Source organism: Brevibacterium epidermidis NBRC 14811, assembly GCF_001570805.1.
Taxonomy (GTDB): Bacteria; Actinomycetota; Actinomycetes; order Actinomycetales; family Brevibacteriaceae; genus Brevibacterium; species Brevibacterium epidermidis.
The window spans coordinates 56,155-80,053 of the sequence record NZ_BCSJ01000015.1; the positions used below are offsets into that span (position 1 = coordinate 56,155).

Here is a 23,899-nt window from a genome sequence, read left to right on the forward strand (position 1 = left end):
TGGGACTCCGGAAGGATGTCCCGCCTCGGCGAGTGCGTTCATCCCTCATGCCCACCGGTTAGTATCATTCCAACGGTTGCCTGCGCGTCGATGCGCAGAGTCACGAACCGGTCCGCAGACTCAAAGGTGCGCACATGGCGAAGCGAAACGATCGGCCAACTCTGGCCACGGTCGCCGAACGCGCCGGTGTGAGCATCAAAACCGCCTCCCGCGTCCTCAACGGCGAAAAGCACGTCGCCGCCTCAACCGCGGAGAAGGTCGAAGCCGCCGCAGAAGAACTCGGATTCCGCCTCAATTCCACGGCCCGCCGACTCCGCGCCGGAGGCCGCTCACCCTATATCGGCGTCGTCCTCTCCGACGCGGGGGACGCCTTCCAAGCCCGTGCCTTCGCCGCTGTCGAAGCCGAACTCGCCGCCCTCGACCTGCGCCCGGTGGTGACAGTCGTCGGCGACGATCCCGACCGAGAGGAAGCCTTCCTCGACGAATGCCTCGCCAACGACCTGACCGGGATCATCGTCATCCGCGCCCACCCCGAGGCGGCCGAGACCTACGCACGAGCCGCCTCGGCGCCGGGCATCCGAATCGTCGCCCTCGACCCTGCGGTAGGCGGCCCAGGGATCAGCGTCTTCGCAGGTGACGACCATGAAGCGGGGCGCCTCGCGGCCGAACAGCTGCTCGCCCACGGACACATGGCGCTCGGCGTCATCGGCGACCATTCGCCCAGCCTCATCACCACCCGCCGGCTGCAGGGAATCCGGGACGCCATCGCCGGCCGCCGCGGCGTCGGGTGGCGCGCCTATATGCGCGAAGACGCCCACGACGAAGCCAGCGCGAAGAACGTCGTCGCCGCCTGGCTGGGCTCGCGCAGCGCCCCCAGCGCACTCATCACCCTGTCCGCGACCGTGACTCAAGGTGCCATCGACGCCTGCCGCCGCCTCGGCGAATGGCCGGCCCTGGTCGGCATCGACGATTTCCCCACCGCCGAACTCCTCGACGTCACCGTCGTCGATCGCAACGTCGAATCCCTCGCCGCCGAGGCGGTCCGACGACTCCGGTCCGGCGCGGAACCCACCGATTCCGGGGGAGGAGAGGGCCGCCTCGGCGAAGGTGGGAATCCGCATCCGGCGGAGACGACCGGGCGCGAACGCGTCGATGACGGTATGCCGGAATTCGACAACGCGCTCTGTGTCATCGCTCGCGGCAGCGGTGAGGAGCCTCCCGACACCCGCTGAAAACTTTTGACGAAACAGTTGACAGCAGGCGACGTTCGGCGAATCATATTCAACAGCCTGACAACGTTGTCAGAAAGATTGAAAGGTTCACAATGAGGCACAACCTTGACTCCCACAAGAAGCTGGCGCTCCTCGGTGCCTCGGTCGCGATCGGTGCTCTTGCACTCAGCGGCTGCGGCAACCAGAAAGGCCAGGGAAACGACGAGGCCGACAGCGGATCCGGCGGTGACGGAGATGTCACGATCGCACTGCTGCTGCCCGAGTCGAAGACCACCCGGTACGAGTCGCTCGACAAGCCGAACTTCGAGAAGTACGTCAAAGAGGCCGACCCAGACGCGAAGGTCGAATACCGCAACGCCAATCAGGACGCGACTCAGCAGCAGCAACAGGTCGAGGCCGCCGTGACCGAGGGTGTCGACGCCATCGTCCTCGACCCCGTCGACGCTTCCGCCGTCTCCTCTGCGCTCTCGAAGGCCGAAGCGAAGAAGATCCCGGTCATCTCCTACGACCGCTTCTTCGAAGGTGCGGCCTACTACACCTCGTTCGACAACAAGAAGATCGGCAACCTGCAGGGCCAGGCCGTCCTCGACGGGCTCAAGGAAGCTGGAGTCGACCCGAAGTCGGGACCGGTCTGGATGGTGAACGGCGACCCGAAGGACCCGAACGCCGCGGACTTCAAGGCCGGTGCGGAAGAGACCCTCAAGGGTGCCGGCGTCGACATCGCCGCCAGCCACGACACCCTCGACTGGAACCCCGACGACGCACGCCAGTGGGTCGAGGGTCAGCTGCAGGGCAAGGGTGAGAAGCCGATCGCGATCTACGCGGCCAACGACGGCACCGCCGGCGGTGTCATCGCCGCGACGAAGAAGGCCAAGGTCGATCTCGTCGTGACCGGTCAGGACGCCGAGGTGGACGGTCTGCAGAACATCCTCAAAGGTGACCAGTACGCCACGATCTACAAGTCGATTCCGCCGCAGGCCGAGTTCGCAGCCAAGGCCGCCGTGGCTCTGGCCGCGGGCGAGGAAGTCGATGCAGGAACGACCTACAAGGACACCCCCACGGACTTCGTTGAAGCCAAGGTCGTCACCACCGACACCATCAAGGACATCGTCGGTGATCAGATCAAGGCCGAGGACATCTGCACCGGGAAGGTGGAGAAGCTCTGCGCCGATGCCGGCGTGAAGTGAGCGCGTGAGCGTTCATGATCTGACGTGACCGACCTCGAGCCGGCGACCATCACCGGTCGCCGGCCGCCGGGGTCAACGACTGCGACAAGTAGGAACAGATGACACCAGAGACACCCGAACCGGCAGCTGCGGCGACGCGGACGCCGGGCAGCGACAGCGAGCCGGTGCTCGAACTGCGCGGAATCAACAAACGGTTCGGCGCCGTCCAAGCGCTGACCGACATCCATCTCAGCGTCGGTCGCGGCGAAGTCGTCGGCCTCGTCGGCGACAACGGCGCCGGCAAATCGACACTCATCAAGGTCATCGCCGGAGTCCACGCCGCCGATGAGGGCGAACTCATCATAAATGGGACATCGCAGAAGTTCTCCTCCCCGAAGGACGCGCAGAGGGCCGGAGTGGCCACCGTGTTCCAGGACCTGTCTCTGTGTGAGAACCTCGACGTCGTCGCCAACCTGTTCCTCGGGCACGAGAAGACCCGTGGGGGAGTCCTCGACGAGGTGGCCATGGAAGCCAGATCCTGGGAGCTGCTGCGCAGCCTGTCGGCGAAGATCCCGAGCGTGCGCGTACCGATCGCGGCACTGTCCGGCGGACAACGTCAGACGGTCGCCATCGCCCGGTCCCTCCTCGGCGATCCTTCGCTGGTCATGCTCGACGAGCCGACGGCGGCCCTCGGTGTCGCCCAGACGGCCGAGGTGCTCAATCTCATCGAACGGCTCAAGGAACGCGACCTCGGCGTGCTGCTCGTCAGCCACAATATGGCCGATGTGCAGGCCGTGTGCGACCGGGTGCACGTGCTGCGCCTGGGCAAGGACGCCGGTGACTTCCCCGGAGACGAACGCACGGACGTGCTGGTCGCCGCGATCACCGGAGCCAGCGACAATGTCGTGACCAAACGCGCCGCACGGAGGGGTGAGCGCCGATGACCCGCAACTCCTTCATCACCGATGAGCGGATCTCGTCCGAAGGCATCGTCGGGACGTTCGTCAGACGGGTCAAAGAAGGGCAGCTGGGTTCGTTCCCCGTCATCTTCGCCCTCATCGTCATCGTCATCGTCTTCCAGTCGGCCGATTCCAACTTCATCTCGCCGGCCAACCTCGTCAATCTCTCCACCCAGGTGGCGTTCCTCGCGATCCTTGCTCTGGGCATCAACCTCATCCTGCTCCTCGGCGAGATCGACCTGTCTCTGGCGCAGTTGGGCGGTCTGGCCGCTTCGCTGCTCGGTGTCCTCGTCGTCAGGCAGGGTGTGCCCCCGGCAATGGCGCTGATCATCATGCTGCTGCTCGGTCTGGTCGTCGGCGCGATCCAAGGCTGGTTCTTCGCCGTCGTCGGCATCCCGGCGTTCGTCGTCACCTTGGCTGGTCTGCTCGCATTCACCGGTCTGACCCTGACGACCTTGGGCACACAGAAGAACCTGTCGATGTCGGACACCTTCGCCTTCGACTTCGCGAGCTTCTACTTCCCGGCGATCTGGGCCTATATCTTCGGAGCGATTGCGATCATCGGCTTCGGCGGCGGCATCATCTATTCGAAGCTGCGCCGCCACCGCGAAGGCCTCAGCGCCCCGAGCTGGGCGTCGGTGATCGTGCGCATCGTGCTGCTGGCCGCCATCGTGTTCGGATTCCTCATCCTCGTCAATCAGGACTTCGGTCTGGCGATGCCGTTCTTCCTCATGATCGTCATTGCGATCATCATCGACCTCGTGTTGCGCAAGACCCGCTACGGTCGTTCCATCTACGCCGTCGGCGGCAAGGTCGAAGCCGCCCGGCGTGCCGGCATCCGCGTGACCTGGGTGCGCATCAGCGTGTTCATGGCAGCCGGAGTGTTGGCCGCACTGTTCGGGTTCATCAAGACCGGTGTGACGACGAATGCGGGATCGACGCTGGTGAGCACGCAGGACCTGCTCAACGCGATCGCTGCAGCCGTCATCGGCGGCACCTCGCTGTTCGGCGGTCGCGGAACCGCATGGGCCGCTGTGCTCGGTGCCCTGGTCGTCGGTGCGATCAACAACGGTCTCTACCTCATCGGCTTCAACTCCGATGCGCAGCAGATCATCACCGCACTCGTCCTGCTCACCGCCGTCGTCATCGATGCGCTCAGCCGCCGCGGACAGAGGTACGTCGGGCGGGGGTAGCGGCTGCTCTTCCCTCAGCGGACCCCGTTGCGGCGAAACCACCCTGAACCGGAGGTGGTTTCGCCGCGACGGGGTCCGCTCGGCGGTTCTGCTGGATGGAGGAGTCGCCCGTGTCCGACCGGGCTGATACAGTCGGAGCCAATGACATGGGGTGCCTCATGACGATCCGCTCAGGCGGAGATCGGCGAGGCTGAGAGAACACCCATCGAACCTGATCTGGGCCATACTAGCGAAGGGATCGTCATGGTTGACTTCGACCTGCGTTCTGCCAATGCGCGACTGCGCGCAAGCAATCCACTCATCCAGTGCATCACGAACACCGTGGTGCAGCAGTTCAGCGCGAACGTGCTCCTGGCCATCGGCGCCTCCCCGGCGATGCTCGACCACGAAGCCGACGCCGGACAGTTCGCCGGAATCGCCAGCGGAATCCTCGTCAACTTCGGAACCGCCTCGAACCATCAGCTGCTCGCCGCCGACGCAGCCATCGACGTCGCGAACGCCGCCAGCAAGCCCTGGGTCCTCGACCCCGTGAGCGTCGGCGCCGTCGACTTCCGCACCTCCCGCATCCGCCGTGCCGCCGCCGATCACCCGACTGCCATCCGCGGCAACGCCTCCGAGATCGCAGCACTCGCCGGAGTCGGACTCGGTGGTCGTGGAGTCGAATCCACCGATGAAGTCGATGCCGTCCTTCCCGCCGCGGCTCAACTGTCGCGAAAGACCGGCGCGATCGTCGCGGTCTCCGGACCCACCGACGCCGTCGTCGCCCACATCGACGGCACCGATCACGTCGCCCGGATCTCCGGCGGACACGAATTCATGCCGCTGGTCATCGGCACCGGCTGCTCACTCGGCGCCGTCACCGTCGCATACCTGGCCGCCGCCCGTGCCGGACTGGCCGACCCCGACGCCGACGTCTCAGCAATCAGCGCCCCCGAGCAGTCCGCGAACGGTGGGGCCGCCTCGGCGAAGTTCGAAGCCGTCGTCGCCGCCCACGCCCACTTCGCGGTCGCCGGGGAACTCGCCGCCGATGGTGCGAAGGGTCCGGGCAGCTACTCGGTGAACTTCCTCGACGCGCTCCACACCGTCGACGGTGACCGACTCGCGCAGGCGAGAATCGGCCTCGACACGCTCACCGCCGGCGAAGGCGTCCAGGCATGACCGCCGGATCCGCCCACATCGCTGACAACTCGGCCGACGACGGCGCGACCGTGAACGACCGAGACGGCTCGACCGACCGCTTCGCCGGAATCGACACGCGCCTCTACCTCGTCACCGACTCGGCGCAATGCGAGGCCGCCGGTCGCAGCGTCGCCGAGACCGTGCAGGCCGCCGTCGCCGGGGGAGTGGGCATCGTCCAGGTCCGCGACAAAGACATCGACGACGGTGACTTCTACTCGCTCACCCGCCAAGTCATCGCCGCCGTCGAAGCCGCCACCCGCGACACCGACCGCACGGTCCCCGTCGTCCTCAACGACCGCGTCGAGGTGGCCCGCCGCCTCATCGACGAAGGCGAGAACGTGCACATCCACGTCGGCCAAACTGACACCACCGTCGCCGAGGTGCGCGCCGCCCTGGGTGCGGAACCGCTCATCGGTCTCTCGGCCGCGAACAGCGACGAGTTCGCCGCCGCCCGCGACTCCGGAGTCGTCGACCTCGTCGGCATCGGGCCGGTCTTTGACACTTCCACGAAAGCAGACGCCCCCGACGGAATCGGACCGGACCGTCTCCGCGAACTGGTGGCAGAAGCGGACATCCCCGCGGTCGCGATCGGCGGCATCAACGCCGATCGTGCCCCTGACCTGAAGGGACGTGGGCTGATCGGGATCTGCGTGGTCTCGGCGATCTGCATCGCTGACGATCCGAAGACTGCGGCCGAGGAGCTGCTCGCCGCTTTCACCGGGAGTGCACAGTGACGACCCGCCCGCCGATCACCCTGTCCATCGCCGGCACCGATCCCTCCGGCGGCGCCGGAATCCATGCCGACCTCAAGACCTTCACCGCGCGGAAGACCATGGGCACGACCGTCATCACTGCTCTCGTCGCGCAGAACACGCACGGTGTGTCCCGGGTCTATCCGATCGACGTCGATTTCGTCGCCGATCAGTTCGAGTCCGTGCTCGGCGACCTGCCCGTCGATGCGACGAAATCGGGAATGCTCGGCAGCCGTGACCTCGTCGAACTCGTCGTCGATCGCGCCGCCGAAGGTCGGCTCGGCTTCTATACCGTCGACCCTGTGATGATCGCGACCTCCGGCCACCGCCTCCTCGAGACCGATGCCGTTGACGCCGTGCGCACCCACCTGCTGCCCGTCGCCGACCTCATCACCCCCAACCTCCCCGAGGCGGCCCTGCTGATCTCCGACGACGAACCTGAAGCGCAGACGACTGAAGCCATGCGTGACCAGGCCCGGCGCCTGCTCGAACGCGGGCCCGGAGCGGTCCTGCTCAAGGGCGGACACGGCAGCGATGACGAAGTCATCGATATCCTCGCCACCGCCGACGGCCAGGTTCGCGAGTTCACCCACCCCCGCGTGACGACGATGAACACGCACGGAACTGGGTGCACCCTGTCAGCCGCGATCACCGCCGAGGTGGCCGTCCTCGGCCGCGAACACACAGAGATCGGGTCGGACATCCTCGGCGAGGCCGTCGGCAATGCCCTCGACTATCTTGCTCGCGCTCTCACCTCGGCTGCGGACTGGCAGCTGAGCCTGAATCCGGAGGGCGCCCACGGACCGGTCGACCACCAGGTCGACATCGTCAGCGGTCGACCCGCCTGAGGTATCCATCCCGCCTGACCACCACCTCACCGGAACCGCCAACTCACTCGAACCACCACGTCATACGAATCACCACGTCACACCAGCACAAGGGAGTTCCCATGACCGTCACCTTTACCGCCGGCCCACTGACCACCCAGCTGTGGGACCGCGTCGGTCCCATCGTAAAGCAGATCGAAGAGTTGCCGTTCCTCGCCCAGCTCGCCGACGGCAGCCTCGATCCGAAGGCCTTCGTCAATTACATCTCGCAGGACAGCCTCTACCTGAACGGATATGCCAAGGCCATGTCGTTCCTGGCCGCGAAGACCGTCGACCGTGAAGAATCCCGATTCTGGGCCGGATCTGCCGCCGAGGCGATCACCGTCGAAGAGGAGATGCACGCAGAGCTGCTCGCCGACGCCCGACTCGCCTCGGCGCTGGAGGAGCTCACCGCGGAAGGCTCCCGTTTCAAGGCCTCCCCGACGACGCTGGGTTACGTGTCCTTCCTCGTCGCCAACGCCGCCAGCCGAGCCTACGGCGAAGGCGTGGCCTCAGTGCTGCCCTGCTTCTGGGTGTACGCCCATATGGGCAAGGTGCTTGTCGACCGGGCCGGGCAGATGGCCGACGACCACCCCTACCGCACCTGGGTGCAGACCTACGACTCTCCCGACTTCGACGAATCGACCCGCCACGCCGTGCAGATCCTCGAACAGGAGCTCGCGAAGGCCCCGAGCGAGGAAGCCGCCCGCATGCGCGCCGCCTTCGAGCAGGCCTGCGTCTTCGAACTCCACTTCTGGGCCTCGGCACATGCGATGCAGAACTGGGACGCCTCCGTGTTCCTGCCGCAGGGCGCTGCGAGCGTCTGAGGGAAGCTGCTGAGACCGCCGCTGCCACGACGGCGCTGAACCGGATCGCCGCCGCTGCGCCGAGGCCGGCCCGCTGTGCTGGGTCACCTCGGCGGGCGGAGCCGGCGGACGAGGTTGATCAGGGCCGCGGCGGTGATGATGAGGAAGACACCCGTGGGAAGGAACGTCATCCCCGTCGCCCCGCGCCCTTCGCGCATGACCATCACAAGCACCGACGTCAGCAGCAGCGCCAAGGCGCCACCGGTGAAGCGCATGAACTGCATGAGGCAGTCATAGAGGTAGGCGCGCTCACCGTTGTTCAGCCAGTAGTCCTTGAACGGGATGTTGACGATGGAGGCGGGCAGCTTCTCCCAGATCCACCGGATCGAGAAGAGCACGGGGATTCCCACTCCGATCGGCACGAGCCAGCCCAGCGTGCTCGCCTTCGACGACCAATCATCGGGCTGCCCCGACGCGTCGAAATGGCTGGCCACAGTCTCCGGAGCCTGCACCCAGAACCAGATGGCGGATCCGATGAACACGAGGATCGAGAGGACCGCGAACACGAGCGCGGCGAAGTCTGCCATCGGGGACCGGCGGGGATTCGGAGAGGAAGTCACCCTGCCACTCTAACAACATGGGAAGTCGCCCACGCCCTCTGTCATAGGGGCCGCGGGCGTTCGACAGCTGCGACGACCGGGATCAGGCCCGTGAAGATTCCGAGGGATCCTCTGGATAGTATGTGAGCGGACCGAACGCCCCGAGCGCATGCCAACCGCGACGCAGCGTGGTCCACAGCAGCACATGGTCGACTTCCATGAGGGGGACGCGGTCGTGTTTCGGGCAGGCGTATCGCCCGATGAAGAATACGATCGTCGAGAACATCACGGCAATCATGAATAGAATCAGCAGATCCATGGTGGCCCCCTCACACCCGATGCGAATGCTTGACCCCATTTTCTCCCGGAAACGCCGATAAAGATAGGGGGAGCCTCGGATATGGGACGGACATCACCACCAGTCAGGATTCCTCGCTGAGCGGGTGCCCGACCGATGATGATCGGGCACCCGTCCAGGGCGCCGTCAGCGGGTCTCCGGCTCGTCCTCCACACGGTCGTCGGCGAGCTGAGGCACGACCATGACGGGGCCTGCCATGTGGTGGAGAAGTGAGCGCGAGGTCGAACCGAGGAGCGCGCTGCGCAGCCCGCCGCGTCCGCGACAGCCGACGACGGTCAGCTGGCCGCGGTGGCTGGCCTCTTCCAGCACCTGGTCCGGCTGGCCGACTCGAACTGAGCCCTCGACCTGCAGATCGGGGAAGTGTCGCTTCACCCAGGCGACCTCGGCATCGAGGTGGTCGGCGAGTTCCTGCCTCATCTGATGGGTCACTTCCGGGATGGCAGCGCTGGCTCCCCCATACCAGAGGATGGATTCGTCCAGCGGGTGCAGCGCGGTGACCAGTGAAAGTGCGGTCTCGGCCTCGGAGGCTATCTCAGCTGCCGCAAGAGCGGCGATGCGGCTGAGCTGCGAACCATCGACACCGGCGAACACCGGTGCTTCGTTCGGTCTGGGATCGAGGTCGAGCGCAGAGAGCGGCTCGGCTTCGTCCTCGTCTCCGGGGATGACGATCGTCGGGCATTTGGCATGTGCGGGAAGGGCGGCGGCGACGGAGCCGAGGACGCGCCCGAGGAACCCTCCGCGTCCTCGTGCTCCGACGATGACAGTCTGGGCTCGTTCGGTGATCTTAGCCAGTGCCCCCACCGAATCGCCTTCGACGGTGGCCACAGCGGACACGCCGGGAAAGTCCTCGAGCAGTTCGCGCGCTCGGTCGAGCGTCTGCTCGGCATCGCGTCGGCGATACTCGTACTCGGGCACGGCCGGGATCGCCGCATAGGTGGCATAGAAGTTGACCGGAACCTTGTAGGTCATGACGACGGTCAGCTTCGTCTTTCGGCGCAGGGCCAGTCGGGCACCGTACTCGAGGGCTCGAACCGAGTTCGCGGAGCCGTCGAAACCGACGAGGATTCCCAGATCGCCTTCGGGAAGATCGTAGGAGACGCTATCTGTTGGGGTGGAGACTTCGTGACTCATGATCGTCCGTTCTCTGTCAATGTCAATCACTGAGGAAACGACGAGAAAGAAGTCAGCGGCAGCCGAGCCCGTCCTCGCCTGCCTCCAGTCTACACAAGTTTTCTACAGTATGTAGAAAAATAGATGCTGGTCGGTGGCGCCCAGCGCCGCGAGCTCAGCCTCAGGCATAGCGCTGTGTGAGGCGGGAAGCCGCCGTTGTGAGCATCTCTGAAGCTCGGCGGCCCTGTTCGTCGGTGATGGAGGCCGGAAAAGTGAAGCGCACGCTCGTCTGAGCGACCTCGGCGTCGATGCCCAGAGCCGTGAGCACATGCGAGGCCTCATCGGAACCGACCGCGCAGGCCGATCCGCTCGAGGCTGTGACACCGAGGCGCTCGAGTTCGAGGAGCACGGCCTCTCCGGAGGTGTCCGGGAAGCAGAACGAGGCATGGTTCGGTGTCCGCGCATCCGGGCTGCCCGTGAGGAAGGCTCCCGGAACCGCGGCCAGGACCGCGGCGATGAACTCATCGCGGATGGCCCGGACGCGAGCGGCGGCTTCGACCCGCTCCGCCTCGGCGAGTTCGAGGGCCGTGGCGAACGCAACGGCCAAAGCCACGTTCTCCGTGCCCGACCGGCGCCCCGACTCCTGCCCGCCGCCGTGGATGAGCGGTTCGACGGGCACGCGGGCGCGAATCGCGGCCACCCCGATGCCCTTCGGCGCACCGACCTTGTGCCCGGCCAGGGTGAGCGCATCGGCGCCGAGGCCCGACAGCGGCAGCCAACCGGCGGCCTGCACGGCGTCTGTATGGAAGAGGACACCGTCCTCATGGGCGAGTCTGGCGAGGGTCGGAATGTCCGCAACGGTGCCGATTTCATTGTTCGCATATCCCAAGCTCACGAGCACGGTGTCCGGGCGGATCGCTGCTGTGAGGGCTTCGGGGGTCACTGTCCCATCGGAGGCCGGGGCCACCTCGGTGACGGTGAATCCGTGGACGCGGGTCAGGAACTCCACCGAGGCGAGTACGGCTTCGTGTTCGATGGGGGAAGTGACGATATGTCGCCGAGGCGGCGCCACGGTCCCAGCCCGGCCCTGGGCCTGAGCTCGACTCTGAGTCCGAGCGCCGAGGGCCATGCCGATGATTGCGAGGTTGTCCGCCTCGGTGCCGCCGCTGGTGAACGTGATGTCCGTGGCCCTCGTTCCCAGCACCTTCGCCACGCGAGCACGGGCATCGGTGAGGGCTTCGGCGGGCCCGCGCCCGAATTCGTGGTGGCTCGACGGGTTGCCGAACGCCCCGGCCAGATACGGCCAAGCGGCTTCGAGGGCCTCCCTGCGCACGGGGGCCGCGGCCGCGGTGTCGAGGTAGAGGCGCCCGGTCATCTCAGGCCTCGAGGGAGAGGTCGAGTCCGAGGTCGATCGCCCGGACACTGTGGGTCAGCGCTCCCGATGAGATGACGTCGACGCCGGTGGCGGCGATCTCCGGGATCGTCTCCAGCGTGACATTTCCGCTGGCTTCGACGACGGCGCGGCCGCCCACGAGTTCGACGCCTTCGCGCAGTTGAGCCGGGGTGAAGTTGTCGAGCATGATGATATCGGCGCCGCCGTCGAGCACCGCGGGCACCTGGTCGAGCCGGTCGACTTCGACCTCGATCGTCGTCGTATGCGGCAGACGGGCACGGGCGGTGCGGATCGCCTCGGCGACGCTGAATCCGGCAGCGGTGAGAACGGCGAGGTGATTGTCCTTGGCCATGACCGCATCGGAGAGGCCGAAGCGATGGTTGTGCCCGCCGCCGCAGACCACGGCATGCTTCTCGAACGCGCGCAGCCCTGGAGTCGTCTTGCGGGTGTCGACGATGCGTGCCCGCCCCGCGGCGGCCTCGACAAAGGCGTGAGTCTGAGTGGCGATTCCGCTCATCCGCTGGCAGAAGTTCAATGCGATCCGCTCGGCCTGCAGCACCGCCCGGGCGGGGCCGGTGACCGTGGCAAGCACCTGACCTGCGGTGAAAGCATCACCATCGGCTGCGGCAAGCTCGACGGTGACGCTCGGGTCGACGAGAGTGAACGCGCGGGCGAAGACCTCGATCCCGGCGAGCACTCCGTCTTCGCGGGCACGCAGATCGGCCCTCGCCGAGGCGGTGGCGGGGATGAAGACTTCGCCGGTGATATCGCCCCAGGGAGCGTCCTCGTCGAGGGCGATGCGCAGTGCAGAATCGATGGTCGCAGCTGTCAGCATGCGGTGGCCTCCTGAAGCAGAGCGGTGTGCGAAGTACGCGTGGTGTCGGTGTGAGTGTCGGTGCGGGTATGCGCGCCGAGGCTGTGCTCCCGGGCCAACGCATGACGAGCCATGTATTCGGCGATGAGGGCGAGATTCGCGGTCTCGAGGGCCTGGACGCTGGGGACGGCGTGGTTGGTGCTGAGGTCGTCGCCGCGGCCATCGTGGCTGGCGGAGCCGCTGTCGTGGTCACGGTGATGGCGGGCGCCGTCGCCGAGGCGGTCGAGCAGGGTCCGCAGTCCCTCGGCCGTGCGCTCCACACCCAGATGAGCCCAGGTGAGAGCCTGCAGCTCGGTCCGTGTCAGTGCCGTCTGGTGGAATGAACCGAACTGGGGGAGTGGGAGCTCATGGTTAATGGAATCCTCGAAGGCGAGGTCCGCATCGTTTGTGTGGGTCGATTGTGCGTCGATTGCGCCGGCGGCGCGGGTGGCGAAGACTGCGCCCTCGAGCAGAGAGTTCGAGGCCAGCCGGTTGGCGCCATGCACTCCGGTGCATGCGACCTCGCCGATGGCGAAGAGCCCTTCGACGCTCGTGCGACCGTCGCGATCCGTGGCCACCCCGCCCATGAAGTAGTGGGCGGCAGGAGTGACGGGAATGAGGTCCCGGGACAGATCGAGGCCATAAGCGGCAAGACCGGCGGTGATGCTCGGGAACTTCGCCTCCACATCCGGGATGGCCCGCGCATCGAGGAAGCACGGGCGTCCGTCCTGAGCGGCCTGACGGCGATGCAGAGCGAGAGCGACGACGTCGCGGGAGGCGAGCTCGGCGCGATCGTCGACGTCATACATGAACCTGCGGCCCTGCTCATTGAGGAGGAGCGCACCGGCCCCGCGGACGGCTTCGGAGATGAGGAAGCCGGGACCGGGAAGGGTGGTGGGATGGAATTGGAAGAACTCGAGATCGGCGACCTCGGCACCGGCACGGATGGCGGCTGCCAGACCGTCTCCGGTCGCAGCGGCCGGGTTCGTCGTGTGCGCGAAGAGCTGCCCGGCCCCGCCGGTGGCCAGCACGACTGCGTCGGCGGTCAGGGTCTCGACGCGTCGGTTGCGGAGCACAGTGATTCCCGTGGCTCGAACGGGCCGATGCTCGTCGTCGCTGGTGAGGATGTCGACGAGCATCGTGTCCTCGAGCAGGGTGACGCGGCCCGCTGCTACCTCGGCGCGCAGCTTCTCCGCCAGTGCAGTGCTGATCGCCCGCCCGGTCGCATCCCCTCCGGAATGGAAGATGCGCGGATATGAATGCGCCCCTTCCATTCCGCGGGCCCAGGCTCCAGTCTGATCCGTGTCGAATTCCACCCCCGCCTCGGCGAGGGAGACGATCTCGTCCCCACCGGCCTCGCACAGGGTGCGCACGGCCTCCGGGTCACAGTGTCCGGCACCCGCCGTGAGCGTATCGGCGATATGGGAGGCAACCGTGTCATCGGGGCCGATGACACCAGCGATGCCGCCCTGCGCCCATTCGGTGTTCGACTCGCCGAGGCGATCCTTCGTCACGAGCGTGACCGTGTGGCGGCCGGACAGGCACAGTGCCGCGGTCAGCCCCGCGATTCCGGAGCCTGCGACGATGACGCGGCTCATCAGATCCGCGGCTTCGCGGCGAGCATCCGCTCCAGGGATACGCGAGCAGGATCGGCGACCTCGGCGTCGACGGAGATCTGATTGACCACCTGACCGTCGATGAGGGATTCGAGGACCCAGGCGATGTAGCCGGGGTGGATGCGGTACATCGTCGAGCACGGGCAGATGACGGGATCGAGGCAGAAGATCTTATGCTGCGGATGCTCGGCGGCCAGCCTTTGGACGAGGTTGATCTCGGTTCCGATGGCGAACGTGGTCGGTTCGGTCGCCTCGGCGATGGCCTTCGTGATGTACGCGGTCGAACCTGACTCGTCGGCGGCTTCGACGGTCTCACGCGGGCATTCGGGGTGGACGATGACACGTACGTCCGGGTGGTCGGCGCGGGCCTTGTCGATCTGGGCGGGGGTGAAGCGCTTGTGCACGGAGCAGAAACCCTGCCACAGGATGACACGGGCATCGGTCAGCGTCTGCTCGTCGTTGTTGCCCAGTGGTCGGACGGGATTCCACAGCGGCATCTCGTCGAGACCGATTCCCATGTTCACCGCGGTATTGCGGCCCAGGTGCTGGTCGGGGAAGAACAGGACACGCTGTCCGCGTTCGAAGGCCCATTCCAGGACGACTTCAGCGTTCGAGGAGGTGCACACGATTCCGCCGTTGCGGCCGCAGAAGCCCTTGATCGCGGCCGAAGAGTTCATGTACGTGACGGGGATGACCGGGACGCGACCGTCGGCATCGGGTTCGGTGCCGAAGATCTCGGCAAGCTGCTCCCAGCAGTCCTCGACCTGATCGATGCTGGCCATATCGGCCATCGAACAGCCGGCAGCGAGGTTGGGCAGAATGACCGATTGCTCCGGTTTCGACAGCAGGTCGGCGGTTTCGGCCATGAAGTGGACGCCGCAGAAGACTATGGCCTCGGCCTCCGGGTGGTTCTGGGCGGCCCGGGCTAGCATGAACGAGTCGCCGATGTAATCGGCATGTTCGACGACCTCGACCCGCTGGTAGTGGTGGCCGAGCATGACGACACGGTCGCCGAGGGTGGCCTTGGCGGCACGGATGCGGGCGTCGAGCTCCTCCGGCGATGCCTGCTTGAACTCATCGGGAATATCGCCCTGACGTGGGGCGGAGGCCGGAATGGGGTCGGCCATCGAGGAGCCGGGACCGTAGCCGGGGCGTTCGTCGACGTCCCACGGGGCATCGAGCAGCTCCGTCGTGCACATATCGTCGTTCGCGCCCGTGGCAGAGATGTCCTTGAGGGTGAGTTCGATGGAAGCTGTCGTGGTCATCATCGTCCTTCGCTCGGTGGGCGGGGCCCGTGCCTGAAGTGCTTCGCACGGGGTGTGAACCGCCCGAAATCTTTTGCGCAGTTATGCGTTTAATTCTTTGCGCAGATTTGAGCTTAATCCTGTGGGTGGGCAATGTACAACTCTCGACGCGCGGGTGAGGCGTCAGAAGTAGACGCGTGTTCCGGCGAGCGGCAGGTGGACGGTGCCGCGACCGCGACCGTGAATCTGCCGATGGCTCTGCGCCAGGGGATGCAATATGCTGTGGTCTGGCTCGCAATCCGAGTCGATGCGCACTGCGGTGGGCGCCCCGTGAGAGACACCGAAGCTTCGGACCGGAGCATCGGTCTCGCCCCGCCCGCGCCGGCACCGACGACATCGCAAATCTGAAGGATTCTCATGCCCGAAGCGGCACACTCGAACCAGTTCACGTCTACCCCTAACACTACCGCGGCCGACAACGGCACTGCCGGCGGCAATGCTACGTCGGGGACCACCTCGGCGGAACAGCCAGCCCCGTACGGCGGTCAGGCATCCGCTCCCGCAGCGCCGCTTCGGCGGATCCGGACTCTCGACCTCATCAAGGCCAAGGCGGAGGGGCGGCGGTGGGCGATGCTGACCAGCTACGACCAGTACACGGCGGCCCTGTTCGAACAGGCCGGAGTCGAAGCCCTGCTCATCGGCGATTCCGCAGCGAACAACGTCTACGGCCACGCGACCACTCTGCCGGTCACCGTCGACGAACTCATCCCACTGGCCCGAGCCGTCGCCTCGGCGACGAGCCGTGCACTCATCGTCGCCGACCTGCCCTTCGGCAGCTACGAGATCTCCGATGAACAGGCCGTAGCCACGGCAGTGCGCTTCATGAAGGAAGCCGGAGTCCACGCGGTCAAGCTCGAAGGCGGGGCGCGGATGGCCTCCCGGATCAAGGCGATCACGACGGCGGGCATCCCCGTCATGGCGCACATCGGCTTCACCCCGCAGGCCGAGCACAACCTCGGCGGTTACAAAGTCCAGGGCCGCGGCGCAGCAGGGACGGCGCTACTTGACGACGCCCGTGCGGTGGCTGAGGCCGGAGCCTTCTCCGTGGTCATGGAGATGGTGCCTTCCGGACTGGCCGGCCAGGTCACCGCCGAGCTGACGATCCCCACCGTGGGTATCGGCGCCGGCGCGGACTGTGACGCCCAGGTTCTCGTATGGCAGGACATGGCCGGCCTGCGCACCGGCCGTGCCCCGCGCTTCGTCAAGCGCTACGCCGACCTGCATTCCGTGCTCACCGAGGCGGTCGGCACCTATGTCGAGGAAGTGAAGTCCGGGGTCTTCCCCGAACCGGAGAGGAGCTTCGACTGATGGAGGTCGGCGGCATCCAGGCGCTGCGTCGGTGGCGGGCAGAGCAGACGGGCCGCGTCGGTCTCGTCCCGACGATGGGCGCCCTGCACTCCGGGCATCAGGCGCTGATGACCCGTGCCCGGTCCGAATCCGATCTTGTCGTGGCCTCGATCTTCGTCAACCCGCTCCAGTTCGGCGCCGACGAGGACTTCGTCCAGTACCCGCGACCGATCGAAGAGGACCTGAAGAAGTGCGAAGAGGCCGGAGTCGACTTCGTCTTTGCCCCGGCGCTGGCGGAGATGTATCCGTCGGCACCAGAAGTCCGCGTCGTCGCCGGACGCATGGGAGCCGTGTTCGAAGGCGCGGCCAGGCCCGGGCACTTCGATGGTGTGCTCACCGTCGTGGCGAAGCTCTTCACCCTCATCGACCCCGATGTCACGGTGTTCGGGCTCAAGGACATCCAGCAGTACGTCCTGGTCAAACGCATGATCGCCGACCTCAACTTCGATATCGAGCTCATCGGTCTGCCGGTCGTCCGTGACGCCGACGGGCTGGCCATGTCGAGCCGCAACACCTACCTGGCCGCCGACGACCGGGCCCGTGCCCTGGCGATTCCGCGGGCTCTCAACGCCGCCGCCGAGGTGGCCGAGCGAGGCCGTGGAGCGACTGGCTCCGGCGCCAGTGTGGCTGGCGCTGCTGCAGGCTCCGGTGGTGCTGGTGTGGACCTGCCCGCCGCCGTCGAAGCGGCCGCGCTCGCCGAGTTGGAGCCGGTCGCCGAACGTGGGGAACTCGAGATCGTCTACTGCAGCCTCGTCGAGGCCGCGACTCTGCGACCGTGCCCACCAGGCTTCACGGGTTCGGCTCTGCTGCTCGTCTCCGCGACGGTCGGCGGGACTCATCTCATCGACAATCTGCCGCTGGAATTCTGACGCGATATGCAATTGTGACCGGTTTATGAAGATTCTGTTGAGCGATCGACATATGCATATGTAACTGATTGAGCTGCGCCGACATCTGTGGTTTCAATTAACGGTTATCAGTCGCCGGACCCTTGTTCTCAGTGTTCTCTGAGAATAGACTCAAAATCAGCAAGAGAAAATGAAACTTGCCGATTCGCTGAGTTCGAAGGAGATAAGCGACATGCAAGATCTAGATATCTGGTCGGTCCTGATGAAAGTCGGACTGGCAATCGTCATTCTCATTGTCACCTGGATCATCGCCGCCATCGTCAAATGGGCGATGGGCAAACTCGTCACAAAGGTTCCTGCTCTTCAGCGCGACGGAAGCAATGGTCAGCAGATCGGAAAATCGGTCGGGCAGATCGCTGGGCTCATCATCTGGCTGCTCGGGCTCATCGCCGTTCTCCAGCTGTTCAATCTCGATCAGGTTCTTACTCCGCTGCAGGGTCTTCTCGACGGAATCTTCGGATTCCTGCCGAATATCATCGGCGCGGGATTCATCTTCTTCATCGGCTATGTCTTCGCGAAGATCGCCAAGCAGCTCGTCCAGACCGCACTCAATGCTGTGGACCTGACGAAGCTGACATCGAAGTTCCGCTCACTCGGTGACAAGGCCACCGGAGTGGCCGAAGGTGCCGGAAATGCTCAGCCGAATCCCGACGCCACCCAGCAGTACGCGGCACAGGGTCAGCAGGGCATGCCGCCGCAAGGCCAGCAAGGTATGCCGCCCCAGGGTGGCCACCCGGGCCAGGCGCCGAACCCGAACGCTGAGGCGAACGCGAAGATCTCGAACCTCATCGGCAATCTGGTCTTCGGCGTCATCATCATCGTCGTCGCGATCTCGGCGCTGCAGGTCCTCGGCATCAAGGCGATCTCGGACCCTGCCCAGCAGATGCTCCAGATCTTCCTCAATGCGATTCCTGTCATCATCGCCGCCGGCATCCTGCTGGCCATCGGCTTCGTCATCGCCAAGTTCCTCGGCAATCTGCTCGAGCAGATCCTCCAGGGCATCGGCACCGACAAGGCCATCAATGAGATCGGGATCGTGCCCGAAGGCACCAGCGCCTCCAACGTGATCACCCGTCTCGTGCAGGTGGCCATCATGATCTTCTTCGCGATCATGGCTACCAAGATGCTCGGATTCCCCGAGATCACGAACATCCTCAACGAGATCCTCGACCTCGGTGGCAGCGTGCTCTTCGGCGCCGCGATCATCGCCGCAGGATTCCTCATCGCCGCGATCATCGGCAAGTTCATCACGAACAACCTGGCCAGCAAGGTGCTGCGCTACTCGGCGATCGCACTGTTCATCGCGATGGGTCTGCGCTACATGGGCCTGGCTGATTCGATCATCAACCTCGCCTTCGGTGCAGTCGTCATCGGCGGTGCGGCGGCAGCCGCTCTGGCCTTCGGCCTCGGCGGACGTGAGGCGGCCGCGAAGATGCTCGACAAGGTCGACCTCGCCGAGGCGGCCGAGAAGACGAATCCCGACGCTTTCGACGGCAGCACTCCGGGGTCCGGAACGAACACCACCGGCAACGGCGGTGGCAGCGGAAGTGGGGGAGCCTCCTCGGCGAATGAGAGCTGAGTGAGGGTCTGCGCACCGAGCGAAAGGGGCGGGGCAGCCGAGGATCGACCTCGGTGCCCCGCCCCTCTCATGTGTTCGGGTCGGTTGCGGCTCAGATGGGGATCGCGATGACGGCGATGCCGATGATGAGCAGGATGACGGTGGAGGCGGCTTCGATGAAGAAGTCGGCGCTGCGGTGAGCCATCGCGGAGGCGGCGAGGCTGGCCAGGCACGCGAGGATGAGCTGGTAGGACAGGAGCACGCCGAGGATCAGCGCGACGAGCACGGTGTAGTCGGTGCCGGTCGGGGAGGCGGGCACGAGGGTCGGCAGGATCGCGAGGAAGAACAGGCCGACCTTCGGGTTGCTCAGCGAGGAGATGATGCCGCGGCGGTAGGACACGAACGAGCGCAGGTGGCCCCACGACGTCGATTCCATGACCTGGGCGATCTCGGAGACCGGGCCGTCGGCGGGGTCGGAACCGGACGACGGGGTGAGGAGGTCGTTCGTGGCGGGTCCTCCGGTCGCCTCGGTGGCCTTCAGCTCACGGCGCAGGCGAAGGGCCTGCCGACCGGCGAGGATGCCGAGGAGGCAGAGGTAGAGGCCGCCGCCGATCTTGAGCACCTGCACTGCGGCCGGGTAGACGGTCAGCAGGGCGGAGACGCCGGTGAGTGCGAGGACCATCCAGATCACGGTGCCCGTGGCAGTGCCGAGGGCATAGACGAGTCCGGCCTTGCGGCGCAGCGAGGACAGGCGGATCGTCAGGATCGTCTCGGGGCCGGGGGTCACTGCCAGCGCGGCAGCGGCGCCGGTGATGGTGAGGATCTCGGGTCCGGTCACGGCACTCCTTTAGGAAGTTGGGGCTATTGGGAAGACAGGGCGATTGGGAAGATGAGAACGGTCAACGGGGATGTGGCACAGGGGTGTCTCCGACGTCGACGGAGACGATCACCATTCTGCCGGAATCGATCAATCGGGAAAAGCAACTGATCGTGAATGATCATCAGGTCGTACCAAATGATTTTTCGGACTGTCTGCGGCTACTCTTGAGGGCATGTGGGATCTCAATCGTCTGCGGGTCTGGCGCGCCGTCGCGGCCACAGGTTCCGTCGTCGCCGCGGCGAAGAGCCTCAACTACACGCCGGCGACCGTCAGCCAGCACATCACCACCCTGCAGAAGGCCGTCGGGGCGCCGCTCTACCAGCGTTCGGGACGCGGCATCGAGATCACCGAGCTCGGCCGACGCCTGGCAGACGATTCGGCAGAGGTCTTCACCGCGGTCGGCCGCCTCGACGATCTGGTCGAAGGTTTCCGCAATGTCAACAGGCCCCGGTTGAAGATCGCGGCGTTCACCTCGTTCAATGCGCGGCTGCTGCCGGGAATCATCGAAACCGTGGCCGAAGATCATCCGAACCTGCGTTTCGATATCCAACTCAACGAGCCGGCAAAGAACCGGCGCGGGCACTGCCTCATCGAGATCCGAGCGGAGGTTCCGCAGGACGGGGAGATCCACCTGCCGGAGATGCGGCGCATCCCGCTCTTCGACGATGACTATCGGGTCGTGGTCCCCGAAGGCCACCGGTTCGCCGGTCGAGAGTCGGTGCCATTCATCGACCTCGAGGACGAACACTGGGTCGACTACGACATGTGGGCCGGGCCGTCGAGCAAGGTCGTCGACCATGCGTGTGCCGCGGCCGGATTCGAACGCCGGAGCTTCGCCGCCTGCGAGGACGACTTCGCGGCGCTGGCTCTCATTGCCTCGAGCATGGGCATCACAGTCCTCCCGAGGCTCTCGACTCTGCAGCTGCCGCCCGGCCTGGCCGCCGTCGACCTCACCGACCCCGTGCCGACGCGTCGAGTCGTCATGCACGTGCGGGAGAAGGACGCCCATCTGCCGCACGTCCGCGCATTCGCCGCCGCGACGGAGGCCGCCGTCCAATCCCACCTCACCACCCCCTAATTACTACCTGACGGCGGCCCAGCAACCTGGCGCCAGGTATCTGGGCCGCCGTCAGGTAGTCCTGGGAGGGGAGACCGGCCGTTCCTCATAGTGGGCTGAGACCTTGCGGGGAGGGTGGTGGGATAGGCTGTTGGGGTGAGTTCTGAAATCGAAATCGGCAGAGGCAAGCGCGGCCGTCGCGCCTATTCGCTCGACGACATCGCGATCGTCCCCGCTCGGCGCACCCGTGATCCCGAAGACGTGTCCCTGAGCTGGCAGATCGACGCCTACCAGTTCGAGCTGCCCTTCATCGGCGCTCCCATGGATTCGGCCATGTCGCCGGAGACCGTCATCTCGCTCGGCAAGTTCGGCGGCCTCGGCGTCCTCGATCTCGAAGGTCTGTGGACCCGGTACGAGGATCCCACTCCGCAGCTGGCTGAAATCGCTCAGCTGCCGGCTGAGATGGCGACTGCCCGGATGCAGGAGCTCTACTCCGCACCCATCCAGGCCGAGCTCATCACCGCTCGCCTGGAACAGATCCGTGAAGCCGGAGTCACCGTGGCAGGCGCCCTGACTCCGCAGCGGACCCAGGAGTTCTACAAGACCGTCGTCGATGCCGGAGTCGATATCTTCGTCATCCGTGGCACCACGGTCTCGGCCGAGCATGTCTCGACCCACACCGAACCGCTCAACCTCAAGCAGTTCATCTACGAACTCGATGTGCCCGTCATCGTCGGCGGAGCCGCCACCTACACCGCGGCCCTGCACCTCATGCGCACCGGTGCCGCCGGCGTCCTCGTCGGCTTCGGCGGGGGAGCGGCGGCCACGACCCGCAAGACTCTGGGCATCCACGCCCCGATGGCCACGGCCGTTGCCGACGTCCACGCCGCCCGGCGGGACTACATGGATGAATCAGGCGGTCGCTACGTCCATGTCATCGCCGACGGCGGACTCGGCACCAGCGGCGAGATCGTCAAGGCCTTCGGAGTCGGCGCCGACGCCGTCATGCTCGGCACCGCCCTGGCCCGGTCGACCGAAGCCCCCGGCCGCGGAATGCACTGGGGCGCCGAGGCTCACCACCCGGACCTGCCGCGCGGCCACCGTGTGGAGCTGGGCACCGTCGGCAGCCTCGAGCAGGTGCTCTTCGGCCCCGGCCGCACCGCGATCGGCGAACTCAACCTCGCCGGCGCCCTGCGTCGGGCGCTGGCCACCACCGGCTACCTCGACCTCAAGGAATTCCAGCGCGTCGACGTCACCGTCTCGCCCTACCAGACTGGTTCGGTGGTCTGATCTGTTCCGCCTGGCACTGACCCCCAAGTGGTTGGGGTCCCTGCTCCTCGTTCTGGTGCTCGTCACCTGCTTCGTCGGACTCTCCGCGTGGCAGGTCGACAGAGCCCAGCACAAGAACGACGTCACCGATTCCGCCGGAGTCGATGAGCTCAAGGACTTCAACGACGTCATGGATGCGCAGGCCCCGATGCCCGGCATCCTCGCCGACCAGCGGGTCAGCCTGTCAGGACACTGGATTCCCGATGCCCAGGTCGTCATCCCCGGACGCGTCCAGGACGGTGACTCCGGGTACTGGGTCGTGACGATGTTCGCCCCGGACGGTGCCCACCTCGGTGAAGGCGTCAAGGTTGCGAACGCCGAGAAGAAGACGATCGCGATTCCCGTCGTCCGCGGTTTCACCACCGACGAGGACACAGCGATGAACTCCGAAGCCCGGGACGGTCAGGTCGAGCTGACCGCGCGGATCGGACCCATCGAAGGACCCGTCGAAGGTAACGACCTGCCCGACGGTCAGGTGCACACGGTCTCGACCTCGCAGATCATCAACCTGTTCCCCGACCTGCTCACCTACTCCGGCTTCCTCATCCCCGAAACCGCGGACGGGGCGGCCGCCTCGGTGGGCACCGACGGACTCGAACAGGTTCCGACGACCACCACGCGTGACGAAGGCGGATTCGATCTGCAGTCGGCGGTCTACGCCCTCGAATGGATCATCTTCGCAGCCATGGCCCTCTACATGTGGTTCCAGCTGCTGCGCGACGACTACGTCAGGCGCCGCCTCGGCGAGGACTCCCAGGATTCGGAGAAGCGCGTCGAGTATGTTGTCGTCAAGCCCGCCGGCGATGCGGCCATCGACCCCGAGGTGATGTCCGGACTGACCGGACTGCCGGCCCATCGTCACGGTGGCAAGAAGCCCGGAAAGAAGACCGGGAAGAAACCCGAATCGAACAATACCGACACTTCCACGACCGGAGGAAACTGAGCGTGAGCGAAGAACATGAGTCCTTGGACTCCCGCCCCGACTTCGACGAGAACAATGTGTGGAGCGTCAAACGCTTCACCTCCGCGCGCAATGCGCTGAAGTTCTACCGTGTGATGGCGTTCATCACCGGCACGATGCTGCTCATCCTCACGGTCGAGATGATCTACAAGTACCTCATCGCCGCCGACCCGGCCACCGCCCTGAACTTCGGCGGCTTCAACCTCGCCGCGGCCATCGCGATCTGCCACGGCTGGTGCTACGTCGTCTACCTCATCGGCTGCTTCTGGCTCAATCAGCAGATGCGCTGGACGCTCGGCCGCTACCTCATCCTCGCCCTGGCCGGCGTCGTGCCCGTGATGTCGTTCATCCTCGAACGTCGCATCCACCGCCAGGTCGACGCGGAGCTCGAAGCCGCCGTCGTCGTCGCCCCCAAGTCCTAAGACAGAACCCACCCTCCCCGAGGCGGCCCACCGTTCCGTGGGCAATCGCGG

The 23,899-nt window shown here is 65.9% G+C and carries 23 protein-coding genes and 1 riboswitch; of the genes, 15 read left to right on the top strand and 8 right to left on the bottom strand.

The genetic code is table 11. The annotated features are described in order from the left end of the window. The first annotated feature begins 134 nt into the window (after positions 1-134). From BEP01S_RS11405 to BEP01S_RS11440, 8 genes are all read left to right on the top strand, one after another. A complete protein-coding gene (locus tag BEP01S_RS11405) occupies positions 135-1,232 on the top strand; it encodes a LacI family DNA-binding transcriptional regulator (protein ID WP_083532677.1) in 1,098 nt (365 codons plus the stop codon). A 92-nt stretch (positions 1,233-1,324) separates the two neighbouring features. Beyond that, a complete protein-coding gene (locus BEP01S_RS11410) occupies positions 1,325-2,419 on the top strand; it encodes a substrate-binding domain-containing protein (protein ID WP_062243355.1) in 1,095 nt (364 codons plus the stop codon). Positions 2,420-2,517: 98 nt separating this feature from the next. Next, a complete protein-coding gene (locus tag BEP01S_RS11415) occupies positions 2,518-3,342 on the top strand; it encodes an ATP-binding cassette domain-containing protein (RefSeq protein ID WP_062243358.1) in 825 nt (274 codons plus the stop codon). Further along, positions 3,339-4,550 carry a sugar ABC transporter permease gene (locus tag BEP01S_RS11420; protein ID WP_062243360.1) on the top strand — a complete coding sequence of 404 codons (1,212 nt, stop codon included), beginning with the start codon at positions 3,339-3,341 and terminating at the stop codon, positions 4,548-4,550. Before BEP01S_RS11415 ends, BEP01S_RS11420 begins: the two co-directional genes overlap by 4 nt. 137 nt (positions 4,551-4,687) lie before the next feature. Next, positions 4,688-4,806, top strand: a riboswitch (TPP riboswitch). Next, positions 4,794-5,708 (top strand): hydroxyethylthiazole kinase, encoded by a 915-nt coding sequence (gene thiM, locus BEP01S_RS11425; protein ID WP_062243363.1) that lies wholly within the window; start codon positions 4,794-4,796, stop codon positions 5,706-5,708. It overlaps the preceding riboswitch by 13 nt. Beyond that, positions 5,705-6,463 (top strand): thiamine phosphate synthase, encoded by a 759-nt coding sequence (gene thiE, locus BEP01S_RS11430; RefSeq protein WP_083532678.1) that lies wholly within the window; start codon positions 5,705-5,707, stop codon positions 6,461-6,463. The genes thiM and thiE overlap by 4 nt, the downstream gene beginning before the upstream one ends. Beyond that, on the top strand, positions 6,460-7,329 hold the full coding sequence (gene thiD, locus BEP01S_RS11435) for a bifunctional hydroxymethylpyrimidine kinase/phosphomethylpyrimidine kinase (protein WP_083532679.1): 870 nt from the start codon (positions 6,460-6,462) through the stop codon (positions 7,327-7,329). The genes thiE and thiD overlap by 4 nt, the downstream gene beginning before the upstream one ends. Positions 7,330-7,430: 101 nt before the next feature. Then, positions 7,431-8,174 (top strand): TenA family protein, encoded by a 744-nt coding sequence (locus BEP01S_RS11440; protein WP_062243366.1) that lies wholly within the window; start codon positions 7,431-7,433, stop codon positions 8,172-8,174. Between the two features lie 83 nt (positions 8,175-8,257). Here BEP01S_RS11440 and BEP01S_RS11445 read toward each other — a convergent pair whose 3' ends face one another. The 7 genes from BEP01S_RS11445 to nadA form a co-directional block, all read right to left on the bottom strand. Further along, complete coding sequence (locus BEP01S_RS11445) at positions 8,258-8,773, bottom strand: DUF1648 domain-containing protein (protein ID WP_083532680.1); 516 nt, start codon at positions 8,771-8,773, stop codon at positions 8,258-8,260. Positions 8,774-8,855: 82 nt separating this feature from the next. Further along, on the bottom strand, positions 8,856-9,071 hold the full coding sequence (locus BEP01S_RS11450; protein WP_157070564.1) for a hypothetical protein: 216 nt from the start codon (positions 9,069-9,071) through the stop codon (positions 8,856-8,858). 165 nt (positions 9,072-9,236) lie between these two features. After that, positions 9,237-10,241 (bottom strand): universal stress protein, encoded by a 1,005-nt coding sequence (locus BEP01S_RS11455; protein ID WP_062243375.1) that lies wholly within the window; start codon positions 10,239-10,241, stop codon positions 9,237-9,239. Positions 10,242-10,401: 160 nt separating this feature from the next. Further along, positions 10,402-11,595 carry a cysteine desulfurase family protein gene (locus tag BEP01S_RS11460; protein WP_062243378.1) on the bottom strand — a complete coding sequence of 398 codons (1,194 nt, stop codon included), beginning with the start codon at positions 11,593-11,595 and terminating at the stop codon, positions 10,402-10,404. Position 11,596: 1 nt separating this feature from the next. Further along, positions 11,597-12,448, bottom strand: a complete 852-nt coding sequence (gene nadC, locus BEP01S_RS11465) for a carboxylating nicotinate-nucleotide diphosphorylase (protein WP_062243380.1) — start codon at positions 12,446-12,448, stop codon at positions 11,597-11,599. Next, complete coding sequence (gene nadB / locus BEP01S_RS11470) at positions 12,442-14,064, bottom strand: L-aspartate oxidase (protein WP_062243383.1); 1,623 nt, start codon at positions 14,062-14,064, stop codon at positions 12,442-12,444. Before nadB ends, nadC begins: the two co-directional genes overlap by 7 nt. Continuing rightward, entirely contained in the window at positions 14,064-15,347 is a 1,284-nt protein-coding gene (nadA, locus tag BEP01S_RS11475) for a quinolinate synthase NadA (protein WP_062243386.1), read from the bottom strand. Before nadA ends, nadB begins: the two co-directional genes overlap by 1 nt. A 396-nt stretch (positions 15,348-15,743) precedes the next feature. On the opposite strand from nadA, the gene panB reads away from it, so the two are divergent. The 3 genes from panB (at position 15,744) to BEP01S_RS11490 (ending at position 19,220) form a co-directional block, all read left to right on the top strand. After that, entirely contained in the window at positions 15,744-16,694 is a 951-nt protein-coding gene (panB, locus tag BEP01S_RS11480) for a 3-methyl-2-oxobutanoate hydroxymethyltransferase (protein WP_062243389.1), read from the top strand. Further along, positions 16,694-17,602, top strand: a complete 909-nt coding sequence (gene panC / locus BEP01S_RS11485) for a pantoate--beta-alanine ligase (RefSeq protein WP_062243392.1) — start codon at positions 16,694-16,696, stop codon at positions 17,600-17,602. The genes panB and panC overlap by 1 nt, the downstream gene beginning before the upstream one ends. A gap of 211 nt (positions 17,603-17,813) precedes the next feature. After that, on the top strand, positions 17,814-19,220 hold the full coding sequence (locus BEP01S_RS11490) for a mechanosensitive ion channel (protein WP_083532681.1): 1,407 nt from the start codon (positions 17,814-17,816) through the stop codon (positions 19,218-19,220). Between the two features lie 91 nt (positions 19,221-19,311). Here the strand turns inward: BEP01S_RS11490 and BEP01S_RS11495 are convergent, their stop codons facing one another. Then, a complete protein-coding gene (locus tag BEP01S_RS11495) occupies positions 19,312-20,037 on the bottom strand; it encodes a LysE family translocator (RefSeq protein ID WP_062243394.1) in 726 nt (241 codons plus the stop codon). A 214-nt stretch (positions 20,038-20,251) separates the two neighbouring features. Here BEP01S_RS11495 and BEP01S_RS11500 point away from each other — a divergent pair, with 214 nt between their 5' ends. The 4 genes from BEP01S_RS11500 (at position 20,252) to BEP01S_RS11515 (ending at position 23,848) form a co-directional block, all read left to right on the top strand. Further along, positions 20,252-21,157: a LysR family transcriptional regulator gene (locus BEP01S_RS11500; RefSeq protein WP_062243397.1), complete on the top strand. Its 906-nt coding sequence runs from the start codon at positions 20,252-20,254 to the stop codon at positions 21,155-21,157. A 135-nt stretch (positions 21,158-21,292) separates the two neighbouring features. Further along, positions 21,293-22,426, top strand: a complete 1,134-nt coding sequence (locus BEP01S_RS11505) for a GuaB3 family IMP dehydrogenase-related protein (RefSeq protein WP_039209937.1) — start codon at positions 21,293-21,295, stop codon at positions 22,424-22,426. 31 nt (positions 22,427-22,457) lie between these two features. Next, complete coding sequence (locus BEP01S_RS11510; protein ID WP_083532682.1) at positions 22,458-23,408, top strand: SURF1 family protein; 951 nt, start codon at positions 22,458-22,460, stop codon at positions 23,406-23,408. A 2-nt stretch (positions 23,409-23,410) separates the two neighbouring features. Next, positions 23,411-23,848 (top strand): DUF3817 domain-containing protein, encoded by a 438-nt coding sequence (locus tag BEP01S_RS11515; RefSeq protein WP_062243400.1) that lies wholly within the window; start codon positions 23,411-23,413, stop codon positions 23,846-23,848. Positions 23,849-23,899 lie beyond the last annotated feature (51 nt).

Excerpts from the sequence above, each read along its gene's own strand:
- BEP01S_RS11405 (WP_083532677.1), top strand. The coding sequence starts at position 135 with ATGGCGAAGCGAAACGATCGGCCAACTCTGGCCACGGTCGCCGAACGC.
- BEP01S_RS11410 (WP_062243355.1), top strand. The coding sequence starts at position 1,325 with ATGAGGCACAACCTTGACTCCCACAAGAAGCTGGCGCTCCTCGGTGCC.
- BEP01S_RS11415 (WP_062243358.1), top strand. The coding sequence starts at position 2,518 with ATGACACCAGAGACACCCGAACCGGCAGCTGCGGCGACGCGGACGCCG.
- BEP01S_RS11420 (WP_062243360.1), top strand. The coding sequence starts at position 3,339 with ATGACCCGCAACTCCTTCATCACCGATGAGCGGATCTCGTCCGAAGGC.
- thiM (WP_062243363.1), top strand. The coding sequence starts at position 4,794 with ATGGTTGACTTCGACCTGCGTTCTGCCAATGCGCGACTGCGCGCAAGC.
- thiE (WP_083532678.1), top strand. The coding sequence starts at position 5,705 with ATGACCGCCGGATCCGCCCACATCGCTGACAACTCGGCCGACGACGGC.
- BEP01S_RS11440 (WP_062243366.1), top strand. The coding sequence starts at position 7,431 with ATGACCGTCACCTTTACCGCCGGCCCACTGACCACCCAGCTGTGGGAC.
- BEP01S_RS11450 (WP_157070564.1), bottom strand. The coding sequence starts at position 9,071 with ATGGATCTGCTGATTCTATTCATGATTGCCGTGATGTTCTCGACGATC.
- BEP01S_RS11455 (WP_062243375.1), bottom strand. The coding sequence starts at position 10,241 with ATGAGTCACGAAGTCTCCACCCCAACAGATAGCGTCTCCTACGATCTT.
- BEP01S_RS11460 (WP_062243378.1), bottom strand. The coding sequence starts at position 11,595 with ATGACCGGGCGCCTCTACCTCGACACCGCGGCCGCGGCCCCCGTGCGC.
- nadC (WP_062243380.1), bottom strand. The coding sequence starts at position 12,448 with ATGCTGACAGCTGCGACCATCGATTCTGCACTGCGCATCGCCCTCGAC.
- nadB (WP_062243383.1), bottom strand. The coding sequence starts at position 14,064 with ATGAGCCGCGTCATCGTCGCAGGCTCCGGAATCGCGGGGCTGACCGCG.
- nadA (WP_062243386.1), bottom strand. The coding sequence starts at position 15,347 with ATGACCACGACAGCTTCCATCGAACTCACCCTCAAGGACATCTCTGCC.
- panB (WP_062243389.1), top strand. The coding sequence starts at position 15,744 with ATGCCCGAAGCGGCACACTCGAACCAGTTCACGTCTACCCCTAACACT.
- panC (WP_062243392.1), top strand. The coding sequence starts at position 16,694 with ATGGAGGTCGGCGGCATCCAGGCGCTGCGTCGGTGGCGGGCAGAGCAG.
- BEP01S_RS11490 (WP_083532681.1), top strand. The coding sequence starts at position 17,814 with ATGCAAGATCTAGATATCTGGTCGGTCCTGATGAAAGTCGGACTGGCA.
- BEP01S_RS11500 (WP_062243397.1), top strand. The coding sequence starts at position 20,252 with ATGTGGGATCTCAATCGTCTGCGGGTCTGGCGCGCCGTCGCGGCCACA.